General features: G+C 33.2%; 11 protein-coding genes and 1 pseudogene. 8 read left to right on the forward strand and 4 right to left on the reverse strand.

What is annotated here, in order from left to right; translation table 11 throughout:
- Positions 1–31 precede the first annotated feature (31 nt).
- Positions 32–301 (reverse strand): DUF4834 family protein, encoded by a 270-nt coding sequence (locus BLS90_RS07695; RefSeq protein ID WP_091257143.1) that lies wholly within the window; start codon positions 299–301, stop codon positions 32–34.
- Positions 302–423: 122 nt separating this feature from the next.
- Between BLS90_RS07695 and BLS90_RS07700 the strand changes: the two genes are divergently transcribed.
- Both BLS90_RS07700 and BLS90_RS07705 read left to right on the forward strand, forming a co-directional pair.
- Positions 424–1,359, forward strand: coding sequence for a transporter (locus tag BLS90_RS07700; RefSeq protein WP_091257082.1), 936 nt, complete (start codon positions 424–426; stop codon positions 1,357–1,359).
- Positions 1,360–1,380: 21 nt separating this feature from the next.
- Positions 1,381–2,502 (forward strand): GTP cyclohydrolase, encoded by a 1,122-nt coding sequence (locus tag BLS90_RS07705; protein ID WP_091257083.1) that lies wholly within the window; start codon positions 1,381–1,383, stop codon positions 2,500–2,502.
- 70 nt (positions 2,503–2,572) lie between these two features.
- Here the strand turns inward: BLS90_RS07705 and BLS90_RS07710 are convergent, their stop codons facing one another.
- Together BLS90_RS07710 and BLS90_RS07715 are read right to left on the reverse strand one after the other, a co-directional pair.
- A complete protein-coding gene (locus BLS90_RS07710) occupies positions 2,573–3,046 on the reverse strand; it encodes a hypothetical protein (RefSeq protein ID WP_091257084.1) in 474 nt (157 codons plus the stop codon).
- Positions 3,047–3,196: 150 nt separating this feature from the next.
- Positions 3,197–4,459 (reverse strand): aminotransferase class I/II-fold pyridoxal phosphate-dependent enzyme, encoded by a 1,263-nt coding sequence (locus tag BLS90_RS07715; protein WP_091257085.1) that lies wholly within the window; start codon positions 4,457–4,459, stop codon positions 3,197–3,199.
- Positions 4,460–4,747: 288 nt separating this feature from the next.
- On the opposite strand from BLS90_RS07715, the gene BLS90_RS07720 reads away from it, so the two are divergent.
- The 3 genes from BLS90_RS07720 to BLS90_RS07730 all read left to right on the forward strand — a co-directional run bounded on the left by BLS90_RS07720 (position 4,748) and on the right by BLS90_RS07730 (position 7,442).
- On the forward strand, positions 4,748–6,031 hold the full coding sequence (locus BLS90_RS07720) for a DUF2157 domain-containing protein (RefSeq protein ID WP_091257086.1): 1,284 nt from the start codon (positions 4,748–4,750) through the stop codon (positions 6,029–6,031).
- On the forward strand, positions 6,021–6,581 hold the full coding sequence (locus BLS90_RS07725; RefSeq protein ID WP_091257087.1) for a GDYXXLXY domain-containing protein: 561 nt from the start codon (positions 6,021–6,023) through the stop codon (positions 6,579–6,581). Before BLS90_RS07720 ends, BLS90_RS07725 begins: the two co-directional genes overlap by 11 nt.
- Before the next feature lie 63 nt (positions 6,582–6,644).
- Positions 6,645–7,442 (forward strand): NYN domain-containing protein, encoded by a 798-nt coding sequence (locus BLS90_RS07730; RefSeq protein ID WP_091257088.1) that lies wholly within the window; start codon positions 6,645–6,647, stop codon positions 7,440–7,442.
- Here BLS90_RS07730 and BLS90_RS07735 read toward each other — a convergent pair.
- Positions 7,439–9,820 (reverse strand): hybrid sensor histidine kinase/response regulator, encoded by a 2,382-nt coding sequence (locus tag BLS90_RS07735; protein ID WP_091257089.1) that lies wholly within the window; start codon positions 9,818–9,820, stop codon positions 7,439–7,441. The two genes, BLS90_RS07730 and BLS90_RS07735, sit on opposite strands and share 4 nt — an antisense overlap.
- Before the next feature lie 229 nt (positions 9,821–10,049).
- Here BLS90_RS07735 and BLS90_RS07740 point away from each other — a divergent pair.
- The 3 genes and pseudogenes from BLS90_RS07740 to BLS90_RS07750 all read left to right on the forward strand — a co-directional run bounded on the left by BLS90_RS07740 (position 10,050) and on the right by BLS90_RS07750 (position 15,796).
- Positions 10,050–11,503 (forward strand): annotated as a pseudogene (locus BLS90_RS07740) (FMN-binding glutamate synthase family protein).
- Between the two features lie 1,554 nt (positions 11,504–13,057).
- Positions 13,058–13,636 (forward strand): non-canonical purine NTP diphosphatase, encoded by a 579-nt coding sequence (locus BLS90_RS07745; protein WP_091257144.1) that lies wholly within the window; start codon positions 13,058–13,060, stop codon positions 13,634–13,636.
- Between the two features lie 204 nt (positions 13,637–13,840).
- A complete protein-coding gene (locus tag BLS90_RS07750) occupies positions 13,841–15,796 on the forward strand; it encodes a DEAD/DEAH box helicase (RefSeq protein ID WP_091257090.1) in 1,956 nt (651 codons plus the stop codon).
- Positions 15,797–15,802 lie beyond the last annotated feature (6 nt).

The following is a 15,802-nucleotide window of genomic DNA, read 5'->3' on the forward strand; positions in this document are numbered from 1 at the left end:
ACAGTAAAAAAGAGTGTCAATAACGGCAAATTTAATCTATTTCTTCGTAATCAACATAATCCCCCACTTTTTTGGTTTCACGTGGTTTTTTGACATTTTCCGAATTGTATATTATTTCATCTTTACTTTGATTATTATTCCACGTATTCTGTTGTTGTTGTTGCATGTTTTGCCCTGCTTTTTCTACAACTTTTTTTACAATTAGTGGCAAAAACAATTTTGCCAAAAACCTAAAAATATAGTAAAAAGCGATCATATAAAAAAGCGCTTTTATAAAACCAGTAAACGAAGCTGTTTGCATAAATGTATAATTTTTTTCAAAATTAATAAATCCAACGTTCAAAATTAAAATATCATTCTTAAATAAATAATAAAATATAGTACATTTGAAAAGCGTTGTCAATTTTTAATTAAAAAACTACTATGCAAAAAATAAAAATCTTGCTTGCAACAGTCCTATTAACAATATCAAGCATTCATTATGGACAACATACTGATCAAATCAACTCTAATAGACCAGGCGAAACTATGTCTGCTTACTCCGTGGGAAAATCAGTTATTCAAATAGAAACAGGCCTATATGGAATCAAACAAAAACATAATCTACTAAATTATGATGCTATTGGTTTTGGAATTGATGCTACACTGCGCTGGGGATTGTTCATGGAAAGGCTCGAATTGATAGCAGACATACAATACCAAAACGAGAAATACAATTCGTTATTTAACAACTCCAATATTGCAGACTTCAAACAGACAATTTTAGGAGCTAAGTTTTTAATTTACGATCCTTTTAAAAACTATGAGAAAAAAGTTAACATTTATAGCTGGAAAGCCAACAGAAAATTCAATTGGCGCCAATTAATGCCTGCCGTTTCATTATTTGCTGGGGCTAATTTCACGATGACAGATAATCCTTATGCTTTCTCTCCAGCATCCAGTATATCGCCAAAAATCATGTTGATCACCCAAAATCACTTAGGTGATGGCAAATGGGTTTTTGTGACTAACATCATTGCAGATTATGTAACGACCGATTTTCCAAGTTATGGCTATGTAGTAACGTTAACAAGAGGATTTAATGACAAATGGTCTGGATTTGTGGAAAACCAAGGATTTAAAAGTGATTTTTACAGCGATGCCATCGTTCGTGGAGGTGCTGCTTATTTAATAAATAAAGACCTTCAAATTGATGCGTCCATAAGCTCAAGCCTGAAAGACACACCGTCTATCGTTTATGGAGGAATTGGATTTTCATGGCGTTATGATGCTAATTATAAAGAAGTACGCGTAAATATTGACTCCGGTGATTCAGGAGAAAAAGCAGAGAAAAGAGCCAAAAAGACAAAAAAAGGATAATATAGAATTTTAAGAAATACCATGATTACAATAAAAGAAGCGATTACGAAAAGTGAATTAACAGCGTATATAAAATTTCCTTTTTCTTTATATAAAGACAACAAATATTGGATTCCCCCTATTATTGCTGACGAATTAGAAACCTTTGATAAAACAAAAAATCCTGCTTTTGAAGATGCCGAAGCCTATTTTTTCCTAGCCTATATAGACAATTCAATCGTAGGGCGAATTGCAGCAATAATAAATTGGAAAGAAGTAAAAAATCAACAAAAAATGAAAGTCCGCTTTGGTTGGTTTGATACCATTGACGATATTGAGGTAACAAAAGCATTACTCGAAAAAGTGTATGAATTGGGGCGAAAAAACAACTTAGAATATGTTGAAGGCCCAATGGGGTTTTCAAACTTAGACAAAGTTGGTGTGCTAACTGAAGGGTTTGACGAAATTGGAACCATGATCACGTGGTATAATCATCCGTATTATGCAGATCATTTTGAAAAGCTGGGTTACATCAAAGAGAAAGAATATATTGAAAGTAAATTTCCTTTCGCGAATGTAAAACCGGAATTTTTCAAGAAAGCCAATGATCTAGTGAAGAAAAGATATCAATTGGCGCCGTTAAATTTTAAAACCACTAAAGAAATAATGCCTCATGTGGATAAAATGTTTGATTTATTCAATGAATCTTATGCTTCGTTATCCTCTTTTGTAGCAATTTCAGATACCCAAAAAGAATATTTCAAGAAAAACTATATCAGCTTTATCAATCCCGAATATGTCAAATTCGTGGAGGATAAAGATCATAATATTGTAGCTTTTAGTATTGTGATGCCTGATTTTGCGGAAGCTTTAAAAAAATCGAAAGGAAAATTATTCCCTTTTGGATTTTTGCATTTGCTAAGGGCTAAAAAGCAAAGTAAAAGTGTTATTTTTTATTTAATAGGCGTCCATCCTGACTATCAAAACAAGGCGGTAACTGCAATAATTTTCAATGAATACTATGAGACCTTCACTGAAAAGGGAATTATAAACTGCTTCAGAACTCCTGAGCTAGCTGATAATGCAGCTAGTATTAACTTATGGAAGCATTTTTATCCCGTTATTCACAAACGAAGATGTACTTTTCGGAAAGAATTATCATAGAGTCTAGAGAGGAAATCCCATTTACCAATGGGGTTTTTTGATTCTATCTCCGATTTTGGCTTGCTTTACTCTATAAAGGTTTCGAGTGAAATTTCTCTCTATACAAAATGCTTTTTCCATCGAATTTTAATTGTTTTCTATCTTTGAAAATTACTTTTCCGGAAGCCTTTTCGACAACATCTCCATAACCTTCTACGTACGTATTTCCTTTTTTCAAGAAAACAACCTGTCGAACGGATGAAATACCTTCAGACATAAAGGTATATTCGGCAAGAAGCGTATCGCCTTTTAGTTCTCCAATAAGTGTTCCTTCATTTTTATCTTTTTCGTAAAAATTGTAAATTAATTTTCCCGATAGTATCTGATTTCCTTTTATTGTCAGATTCATTAAAATAGTATCTTTTTTAATGTTACCACTATAAAACTGCTGAGAAATAGGCTCTTCAATATCATTTTTTTCTGGAGTTACATCAGTTCCTTTTTGTTTTTTACAAGAAACGAGAACACTCACCAAAGCGAGAATCAACACACGTATTTTTGTCATATCCCTTTGTTTAATTTTAATAAATATAGGGTATTTCCATTGGATTGGAACCAAAAAAAATCTCAGTCACCGTGGTGAATGAGATTTTTTACTTTTTAATTTTCAGTTTTATTGCCTCATTTTCTTATAACGAAAAGAGTGGCTGTGGAACTATGCGTCTAAATCTACTGTTGTTCTAGATGCAATTTCTTTGTACGTTCCATTTTCTAATTTTTCACGAATCGCTTCAAAGGCAGTAAGTGTTTCCTCTACATCTGATAACGTATGAGACGTGGTCGGAATCATTCTCAACAAGATAATTCCTTTTGGAATCACCGGATAGATTACAATAGACAAGAAAATACCGTAATTCTCTCTTAAATCATTTACCATAATCATTGCTTCTGGTACACTTCCTTCAAGATATACAGGAGTCACACAAGTATTTGTATCTCCAATATTAAAGTTACGTTCTCTCAATCCGTTTTGTAATGCATTTACATTTTCCCACAATTTATCTTTTAATTCTGGGTGATTGCGCAACAATTCTAAACGCTTCAACGAACCAATTGTTTGAATCATTGGTAATGCCTTAGCAAACATTTGGGAACGCAAATTATATTTCAAATAGTCAATAATATCTTTATCTGCAGCTATAAAAGCACCAATATTAGCCATCGATTTTGCAAAAGTAGAGAAATAAACATCTATACCATCTTGACAACCTTGCTCCTCACCTGCTCCGGCTCCTGTTTTTCCAAGTGTCCCAAAACCATGTGCATCATCAACCAATAAACGGAAATTATATTTTTCCTTCATGGCAACAATTTCTTTCAATTTCCCTTGTTGTCCGCGCATTCCAAAAACACCTTCTGTAATAAAAAGAATTCCTCCTCCTGTTACCTCAGCTAATTTTGTAGCACGTTGCAAGTTTTTTTCCATACTCGCTAGGTCATTGTGTCGGTATGTAAAACGTTTCCCCATGTGCAAACGAACTCCATCAATAATACAAGCATGAGCATCAACGTCATATACAATTACATCATTTTTTGTAGCCAAAGCATCAATTGTAGACATGATTCCTTGGTATCCAAAATTCAATAAATATGCCGACTCTTTCTTTACAAAAGCTGCCAATTCATTCTCTAATTGCTCATGATATTTAGTGTGACCGCTCATCATACGCGCTCCCATTGGGTAAGCCGCACCGTATTGTACAGCTGCTTCTGTATCAGCCTTACGTACTTCAGGGTGATTAGCAAGCCCTAAATAGTCATTCAAACTCCAATTTAAAATATCTTTTCCACCAAACTGCATTCTTGGACCCAACTCACCTTCTAATTTAGGAAAAACAAAATATCCTTCTGCTTGTGATGCCCATTTTCCTAACGGTCCTTTATTGTTTTGAATCCTTTCGAATAAATCTTTTACCATAATATATCAAGTAATAATTTTAATTTTAAGAAGTTGCAAAAATAATTATTTAAATTTTATAAAGGACTTGAAAGTAAATTTATTTTTCAGGCTTTATGTTATTGTCTCTTTAGAACTAGTTTCTGTTGTATAATATACGATTTAAGAGATTATGAAATAATGCGTGATTTCTTAGTATGACAATACAAAATGAACTAATGTTACCTAATAAAGGATTATATTAAACCGGAAGCCTCGTGCCATTTTCAATGATAAACATTGTATATTTGATTCATAGAAACATAGTTTATGTCTGACAAAATAATAAATGAACTGGAAGAACTACTCCATGCGAACGTAGTGACTACAGAAACCGCCGAAAATATACGCGAATATTTCCACCAAAAAAAGGAAGAAAGCCACAACAGACTCTCTTCTATTTTTGGAATTTTGGGAGCTATCCTTGTTGGACTTGGAATTATTCTTGTTTTCGCTCACAATTGGGACAATCTTTCCCGATTAACTAAAATAATCTTGTCGTTCCTTCCCCTTATTGTTGGTCAATTATTATGTGGTTATTCTATTTTAAAAAAATCTGAAAGCACTGTTTGGAAAGAAACATCGTCCGTTTTTTTATTCTTTGCCATTGGCGCAAACATTTCATTAGTTGCTCAAGTGTATAACATTCCTGGAGATTTAGATTCTTTTATAATTACTTGGATGCTATTGAGTTTGCCTTTGGTTTATCTACTTCAATCCTCTATAGTTTCACTTTTATATATTGTAGGAATTACATATTATTGCTGTAATTCTAATTACTTTACCTATCCAAGTACTCAATCTTTTTTATATTGGTTATTGCTTTTAGGAATCGTTCCACATTATTATCAGCTGGTAAAAACCAAAGCATTAAGCAACTTTACACTGTTTCACAACTGGTTTATTTCTATATCAATTGTAATTTGTCTCGATACAATTTCTCATAAAAATGGATATTTACTGTATTTGAGTTACATGAGTTTGTTCACTATTTTTTATTTCATTGGTAAAACATCATTCTTTGACAAACAAAAATTAAAAAATAACAGCTTTCTCATCGTTGGAAAATTAGGAATACTTTATCTGTTATTACTGTATAGTTTTAAATGGTTTTGGAATAAATCTTTTTACAAAACGGATTCAATTTCAGAAACACTGCTATCGATAGAATTCATAATTGCTTGTGCACTCACATTGATTGCCGCTCTCTTATTTTACAAAAAAAACAGTCGAACGAATTTTAAGGAAGTTTCTCTTTTAGAACTTGTATTCTTGATGAATATATTTCCTCTTATTAGTGCCTATGAGTTTTCAATAGTGGCCAATGTAATCGTTTTATTCATTGGTATCTTCGAGGTTAAACGTGGTATTAAATTAAATCATCTGGGACTATTGAATTTTGGATTACTCCTAATTACTATTCTTATTATATGTCGTTTTTTTGATACGGATTTAAGTTTCGTCCTTCGAGGGATTCTATTTATAACGATTGGTTTAGGATTCTTCTTAGCTAATTATTTCATCCTTAAAAAAAGAAATAGAAATGAAAAATAAGAAAATCACACTCCTAATTTTCATCTTGGTTATTGTCGCGCAATTTTACGTTCCATTGCAAATGATGTTCAATCAGGAAGATATTATGAAAACTGGAACCGAATTCAAATTCCAGACGGCTCCAATAGATCCCTATGATCCGTTGAGAGGGAAATACATTACTTTATTCTTTAAAGAAAGAGAAATCACGGTGCAAAACAATATTAAATGGCGTAGCAGTGAAACGGTTTTTGCAACACTCACTACCGACAAAAATGGGTTCGCCAAAATCAGTTCTATTTCTAAAATGAAACCAAAAAATAGCGAATCATATATTAAAACAAAAATTAGTTTGGGGTATATGAACTCCAAAATAATAATTGATTTTCCTTTCAATCGGTATTATATGAATGAAGATATAGCGCAAAAAGCCGAGAAAATCTATCAGGAATTCTCTATCAAAAAGAAAAACGAAACGTACGCTTTAGTGGCTGTAAAAAATGGAGAAGCGGTACTCATAGATGTTCGTATCAATGAAGTTTCAATTAAAGATTTGGCATCCAAAAAATAAAAAAAATACAATTCAAAAGAATAATCTGTACCTTTCAAGTACGAAAATTAACAACATTACAAAATGTCACAAGATACTAAGGAATTAAAATTGGCTGTTCTCATTGATGCTGATAATGTTCCATACAGCAATGTAAAAGGAATGATGGAAGAAATTGCTAAATTTGGTACGCCAACCACCAAACGCATTTACGCCGATTGGACTAAACCAAATGCTGGCGGCTGGAAAAGTGTTTTATTAGAACATGCCATTACACCTATTCAACAATACAGCTACACCGTGGGTAAAAATTCGTCGGATTCAGCGATGATTATTGACGCTATGGATTTGTTATATTCGGATAAAGTCGATGGTTTTTGTATTGTTTCTAGCGATTCTGATTTTACGCGTCTAGCCATTCGTTTGAGAGAATCTGGAATGAAAGTTATTGGAATTGGAGAGAAAAAAACACCCAATTCTTTTATTGTTGCTTGTGACCGATTTATTTATATCGAGGTTTTAGATGGCGCTATCCAGAAAAAAGCTAAAAAACGTTCCGCAGATACTATAAAACCTGCTGGAAAACCTGCTGGAAAAACAGTTGAAAAACCGATAGAGAAATCATTGAGCAAAATCGACACAGAAACCATTGAATTGATTGAAACCACCATAGAAGATATTTGCGATGATGATGGATGGGCATTTCTAGGTGATGTGGGAAACCTAATCGTAAAAAGAAAACCGGAATTTGATCCTAGAAATTATGGTTTTGTAAAATTAACTCCTATGCTAAAATCATTAACTGATATCTTGGAAATAGACGAACGAGAATCTGAAAAAAAAGGAATCAAACATGTATATGTACGATTGCGTTTCAGCTAAACTAATTTTTTTACTGTTTCATATAAGGTTTCTTTCTTTATAGGTTTGGATAAATAATGATTCATCCCAATGTCCTTAACCCGCTGCTTTGTGGTTTCCATCACATCAGCGGTTATGGCAATAATAGGTATATTTACATTCTCTGCTCCTGCTTCTCCATTTCTAATTGCAATTGTCGCTTCGTATCCATCCATAACTGGCATTTGAAGATCCATTAAGACAATATCAAATTGATTTATTTTGAATGCCTCGAGTGCTTCTTGTCCATTATTGACATAAATAACGGTGGTGTTCAACCATTTTTTAGTTATCATTTTAACAACCATTTGATTAATGGGGTTGTCTTCCACTACCAAAATAGTTTTACCGCCTAAATCGCAAACTACGGGCTCAATTCCTGTTACTTCCTTTTTTTCCTGTATTATTACATCAAAATCTAATTCAATTATGCACGTTGTTCCTTGGTTGACTGTACTATTCATTTCGATAGTTCCATTTTGCATATTGACCAATGTTTTCACGATATAAAGACCCAATCCAAGTCCACCAAATTGGCGCTTATCATTACTATTATTTTGAAAAAAAGAAGCAAAAATACGGTCCATTTTTTCTTTTGGAACTCCTACACCTGAATCAGAAATAGTCAAAATTAAACGAGCTCTATTGTTCGCTTTCAGTTCACTATCAATAATAAATTTAATAAAACCTGTGGATGTAAATTTTAAAGCATTATTTAGAACATTATTAACAATCTGTTGTAAACGAGTTTGATCCCCAAATAATAAATGAGGAACAATTCTTGAGGCAGAAAATTCAAACTGCAATCCTTTTTCTATGGCAATTCGATTGGCATTATCTTTTAAATGCTGCAAAACCTGCAAGGGATCAAATTGATTCATTTCCAACTTCAATTCCCCTTTTTCAATTTTAGAAAAATCTAAAATATCATTAACAGAACTTAATAAACTATGAGATGAATATTTTATGACCTGACAGTTTTGTTTAATTTTATCATCCTGAACTTCACTAGAAATGGAATCAATCAAGTTTACAATAGCATTCAATGGCGTTCGCAATTCATGACTGATGTTGGACAAGAAGTAAGACTTCAAATCGTTCATTTCTTCAGAACGGATCAAGGCTATCCGATTGAGTTCATTTTTTTCGTTTTTCAAATTTCTAATTAATTTGGACATCGAAAGGGATAGGAAAATAACCTCTAAACCGGTTCCCAATTTCGAACTGTTTTGAGTAAAAAAGGTATTCGGTAATAATCCGAAATTGTACAAAATAAAGATGCCAAAACCTGTGATTAAAAATAAAATACCAGCAGTAAAGAAGGCATCTACGGGCTTCCTTTTATAATAGAGATAGGCTATCGAATAAACAATTAAGATTAGAAATACGAGTGTAAGCACATTAACCAAAATGTAAGAAAACAACAAAATGGACGGGATAAAAATAACGCAGAACAATAAGGAAAACAACAAACCATAGGCAACATTAAAAAGAATGTAGATTTTTCGACTATTACTTTTAATTTTCAAAAATAACTCACTGTATTTACCCGATAGAAAAACCGCAATAATCGCTATAAACAATAAGGCATGATTAGAAAACCAACCTGCATTTGGCGTAACGAATTTAAAGAAAAATCCATCTAAAGCAAATTGTAACAAACCCACAAAAAAAACATACAAACTATAGTATAAAAAGATCTTATCGCTCAAAGCAAAAAAGAAGAAGAAATAGATTATCGCAACAATGACTAAAATTCCATAAAACATACCAAAGAATAATTGTTCATTTGATATCATTGTCATAAAACTTTCTGCTGAATACAGCATGACTGGAATTTTAATAGCTTCACCATCACTCTTTAAATGCAAATACAACTGCTGAGTCGATCTTGGCGCAAGGTCTATTTTGAAAATAGCTTTACGGTTCTCAAAACTTCGTTCCGAATACGGAATGGCATCACCACTTACTAATTTTGTAATTTTCCCATTAATACTATCTACGCTATATAATTCGACTAAATCAGTAATAGGTCTGGCCGTTTCTAAGTAGTAATTCAAGCTAGAATTAGTCGGGTTTTTTAGTACTGTTTTTGACCAGAAATTATTTTGAGTAAAACCTAAATCGTCATTTTCAGTTTCTAATTGTAGTGGTTTCAAAGCATCAAAATTAGCCATAACAAATTTCACATCTAAATTTCTTTGACCTACATCAGCAATCGTGGTGTATTTGTGTAAAGAAATTTTTTGAGGAATTGCATCTCTTGGGAAGACATACTGTGCATACGTATTAGAAAAAAACAAGACGAAAAATAAAAATTTTGAAACAGCAAGTGGCTGTTTATCTATTTTTAGACTCATAGTTTGTGAATTGTTATTAATTAAAAACAGATACGTTAAAAAGGACCTTCTGGTTTTCAAACCACGTCCTTAATCAGGAACGCGAATGCGAATTAAAAAAATCCTCTATAATTAAAAGCTTTAAAAGTAAGAAATATTTAACGTTCTTAGTATTTTAGGGGCTTAAACAAATCTGAGAATGAGACAAAAGTTGTTCATTTAAGTACTATCCGCATTAATTTGAAACGGTATTATTTATTTTTATTTCAATATAGGCCTGCTATTTATGATTCTCTTGACCATTATATTATTAATTGGTTTGGCTAACAGCATCCAACACAAACATGCTATTTTAAGAAATTTTCCGGTTTTGGGTTATTTCAGATATTTATTCAAAATGATAGCTCCAGAAATACAACAATATTTTATAGAACGTTCCACTGATGGAAAACCTTTTTCAAGAAATGAGCGTTCCCTCATATATCAGAGAGCCAAAAATATCGATTCTACTACTCCTTTTGGAACACAACTCAATTTAAACGATACCCATTATGAAGGCATTAAACATTCCATTTTTCCTCCGGTTGTCAATGAGGAACTTCTTCGAATAACAATTGGAGGAAAAAACTGTTTACAGCCTTATTCAGCTTCTTTATTGAATATTTCTGCAATGAGTTTTGGTTCTTTGAGTGAGAATGCTATCATGGCTCTAAATAAAGGAGCATTAAAAGGAAACTTCTATCACAATACAGGTGAAGGCGGCTTAACCGAATTCCATCAGCAAGGAGGTGATGTTACTTGGCAAATAGGAACGGGTTATTTTGGTTGTCGCGATGATAGAGGTGGATTTGACGGTGTAAATTTGCTAAAAAAGCAAATTTACCAGAAGTAAAGATGATTGAGATTAAATTATCACAAGGAGCTAAACCAGGCCATGGAGGAGTTTTACCGGCAGCAAAAAACACGGTACAAATTGCTAAAATAAGAGGTATTTCACTAGATACAACGATTCTTTCACCACACAATCATTCTGCTTTTGAAGATTTTAAAGGTTTGATTGCTTTCATATCAAAATTACGAGCACTTTCAAATGGAAAACTAATAGGCTTGAAACTTTGCATCGGGGACACTACAGAATTTGAGATGATTTGCCAAGAAATGATTAATCAAAACTGCTTCCCCGATTTTATCACTGTTGACAGTGCCGAAGGTGGAACGGGAGCTGCACCATTAGAATTTGCAGATTGTGCGGGAATGCCATTTGAACCTGCACTTATATTTGTCAATAAAACTTTAGTAAGTTTTGAAATTAGAAACAGCATACGTATTATTTGCAGTGGGAAAATGATATCGGGCTATTCAATATTGAGCGCAGTTGCACTTGGTGCACATATTTGCAATAGCGCTCGAAGCTTTATGTTTTCAATAGGCTGTATTCAAGCATTACGTTGCAATACCAATACATTCCCTGCAGGAGTGGCTACACAAGACAAAATTTTAATAAAAGGATTAGTTGTAACAGACAAATCAGAACGTGTTTTTCATTTTCATAAAAACACATTGCATTCGGCAAATGAACTACTCGCTGCCGCAGGAAAAAAAGCTACAAAGATAGATATAAACATTTTCATGCGTGGTGATGAATTTGCTCATTTAACCGATTTGTACTTTCCCGATAATTTAAAAAGCGTAATCAGAAATTAAAATTGAAAATTATACCAATAAAAAGGAGGACCTTTTGAGTCCTCCAGTTGTTGATTTTGATTTACCATTATCAACTCATACTGTATATCGTATAGCTGATTATTGAATTGTCAATAATCTTCTGGTGAAGATAAACACTCAAGTAATTAATCAAAACCACACTCAAAGATACCATTTACTTTCAGTAAAAAAGACATCAATCATGGTCTTAACTAATCATTAACTATCTGAATATAAACCATTAAAACAGCATTATTCATTAGCCTCTTTTTTGAAAAATATGTTTTAAAATGAATTGACAAATAAATATTAATTTTCAGTGAAGACATAAAAAAGGAGGTCTTTTTACAGACCTCCAATTCAGATTTTGATTTGTTATTATCAGCTTATATCTTTCGATACAACTAACTCTTAGATATGCTACTCTTTGCAGATGGCCGTATTCAAGAACAAAGCGAAATCATACTCAAAGATACCGCAAATTTCATTTTAAACAATTTTAAAAAAGCACTTTAACTAATTATTAACTATATGATATTCAATATATTAATTAAGAACGGTAAAATACATTTTAACATAAGCCACAAAAAAGGAGGCCTTTTTAAAGGGCCTCCTATGTGATTCTGAATTACCGATATTAACTCTTACCGTTGCTGGTATAGTCTATTGTGAGTTATCAATCTCATTATAAGATTGACATTCCCAAGTATTCAATCAGAATCACTCCCAAAGATATAATTTGTTTCTACAACAATCAACTGTTAATCAGCATTTAACCAATATTTAACGCAATTAATTTGTGGTCTACAAATTGTCTTCAATTACACATTATACCGTTAAATTAGTTTAGGAAATTTTAATAAAAAATTAATTCAACAAAAATTGGATCAAAAAAATAGACCAGGTCAAAAATCCTATTTTGGCATAAGGCCATAAAAAAAGGAGGTCTTGTTACAGACCTCCAATTCAGATTTTGATTTGTTATTATCAGATTACATCTTTCGATGCACCTAACTATCAAATACGCTACTCTTTGCAGATGGCCATATTCAAGAACAAAGCAAAATCATACTCAAAGATAAGGCATATTATAATTTAAAATACTCAAAAAAAGCACTTTAACTAATTATTAACTTAATGATTTTAAGCATTTTAAGCCCGAATCAATAAAAGCAATGAACGACTGCATCAATAATAAAAAAAGGAGGCCTTTTGAAGGGCCTCCGATTGTAGATTTTGATTTACCATTTATCAACTCATACCTTTCAGTATGAAATGACTATTTGAATAAGCTTCTCTTTGCAGATGGTTTTACTCAAGTGATTAATCAAAACCACATATCAAAGATACAACTTATGTTAGTTAAAAAAATTAAAAATAAAGATTTTAACTATTCATTAAAATACTAATTTACAATTAGTTACAAATGATTTCTGTTAAAACAAAAGCAGCAGATTATAATACTGAAAAAGTGCCTCGGCAATGGTATTGATGACATATATTGTAGAATATTTAAAAAATGTATCTTTGGAGAATCAAATTAAATCAAAAAAAATGCAACTCGTTTTCGCTTCTAATAACAAAAACAAAATCCTAGAATTACAAAGCATGCTTCCTGATACAATACTTATATTGAGTCTTGAAAGTATTAGATGCTTTGAAGACATTCCAGAAACAGCTGGAACTATTGAAGGGAATGCAATTCAAAAAGCAAATTATGTGACTGAAAAATTTGGCTACAATTGCTTTGCCGATGATACTGGACTAGAAGTAGACGCTTTGAATGGTGATCCTGGCGTTTACTCCGCTCGCTATGCGGGGGAACAGCGCAACGCAGATGATAATATGAATAAATTATTGGCTATGCTTGGCAGCAAAAATAACAGAGCTGCACAGTTTAAAACCGTTATGGCATTAAATCTAAATGGCAACCAGCATCTTTTTACTGGAATAGCACGAGGATTGATCACTTCAAAAAAAATTGGAGATCAGGGTTTTGGATACGATCCCATTTTTCAGCCAGACGGATATGACGAAACATTCGCCCAATTATCATTAGAGATAAAAAATAAAATCAGTCATAGGGGAAAGGCAACTAAAAAACTAATTGATTTTTTGAAAACATCCGAATAGAGCACTGCAAACACACTCTTTCGAGCAAATTATTAAATTCTAAAGGGTATAATCCCACTAAAATAGCTGTGACTGCATAGTATAATTTACAATTGAAAATATAACAATCTGATAATCAAATTGTAATAAATCATTAATTCTTAAAATAGCATTAGTTTATATGGATTATAAACAGTAATTTTGCACCCTATTTTAAAAATACATATGAATAAATTTGAACAATTAGGATTGAGTGAATCGTTACTGAAGGCGATTTTAGATCTAGGATTTGAAAATCCGACCGAAGTACAGGAGAAAGCGATTCCCCTATTATTGGAAAAAGACACAGATATGGTTGCGTTGGCTCAGACAGGGACAGGGAAAACGGCAGCATTTGGATTTCCAGTTATTCAGAAAATTGATGCCAACAACAGAAACACACAAGCATTAATTTTATCTCCAACACGTGAACTTTGTTTGCAGATTACCAACGAAATTAAAAACTACTCGAAATACGAAAAAGGTATTAATGTGGTAGCAGTTTACGGTGGAGCTAGCATTACAGAACAAGCGAGAGACATAAAGAGAGGAGCACAAATTATTGTAGCAACTCCAGGAAGAATGCAAGACATGATTAATAGAGGATTGGTAAACATTTCTCAAATCAACTACTGCATTCTTGACGAAGCTGACGAAATGTTAAACATGGGTTTCTACGAAGATATCGTAAACATCCTGTCTACCACGCCAGACGAAAAAAACACATGGTTATTCTCTGCAACAATGCCTGCTGAAGTAGCACGTATTGGAAAACAGTTCATGACTGATCCAATTGAAATTACTGTTGGAGCTAAAAATTCAGGTTCAGCTACCGTTTCTCACGAATTTTACCTTGTAAATGCACGTGACCGTTACGAAGCTTTGAAACGTTTAGCTGATGCTAATCCAGACATCTTCTCAGTAGTATTTTGTCGTACCAAAAGAGATACACAAGCTGTTGCTGAAAAATTAGTCGAAGATGGATACAGCGCTGCTGCCTTGCACGGAGATTTATCTCAAGCGCAACGTGATGGTGTAATGAAATCTTTTAGAGGTCGCCAAATCCAAATGCTTGTTGCGACAGATGTCGCTGCTCGTGGAATTGACGTTGATAATATTACTCACGTAGTAAATTACCAACTTCCTGACGAAATTGAAACGTACAACCACCGTTCAGGTCGTACGGGTCGTGCTGGTAAATTGGGTACTTCTATTGTAATTGTAACTAAAAGCGAATTGCGTAAAATTTCTTCTATTGAAAGAATCATCAAACAAAAATTCGAAGAAAAAACTATTCCATCTGGGATTGAAATCTGCGAAATCCAATTATTGCACTTAGCTAATAAAATTAAAGATGTAGAGGTTGATCACGAAATTGACAACTATTTACCTGCAATAAACAGCGTTCTTGAAGATCTTTCGAAAGAAGAATTAATCAAGAAAATGGTATCGGTTGAATTTAATCGTTTTATCAATTACTACAAGAAAACGAGAGACCTTTCTAATCAAGCTTCAGGTTCCGAACGAAGAGAACGTGATGACAGAGATGGTGCTCCAAGAGAAAACAACAATGGTGGTGCAACGAGATATTTTGTGAACATAGGTTCTAGAGATAACTTTGATTGGATGTCATTGAAAGATTACTTGAAAGAAACATTAGACTTAGGTCGTGATGACGTTTTCAAAGTTGATGTAAAAGAAGGTTTCTCTTTCTTTAACACTGATCCGGAACATACTGATAAAGTAATGGAAGTATTGAACAACGTACAATTAGAAGGACGTAGAATCAATGTTGAAATTTCTAAAAATGAAGGTGGCGGAAGACGTGACCATAATGGAAGAAGCTCTGGTGGTGGTTTTGGCGGAGGTCGCTCTGGTGGCGAAAGAAGTTCTGCTCCAAGAAGAGAAGGTAGTTTTGCACCAAGAAGAGAAGGTTCAGGCGGTGGCTTTAGAAGCGATAGAAATTCAGCTCCAAGAGAAGGTGGATTTGGCGGAAGAAGCGATTCTAGAAGTGCTGCTCCAAGAAGAGAAGGTGGTTTTTCATCTGACAGACCTAGAACTGAAGGTTCATCAGATAGAGCACCTAGACGCTCTGAAAGCTTTGGTGACGCACCAAGACCAAGAAGACCAAGAAGAGACTAACATTCA

The organism is Flavobacterium omnivorum, from assembly GCF_900099915.1.
GTDB classification, from domain to species: domain Bacteria; phylum Bacteroidota; class Bacteroidia; order Flavobacteriales; family Flavobacteriaceae; genus Flavobacterium; species Flavobacterium omnivorum.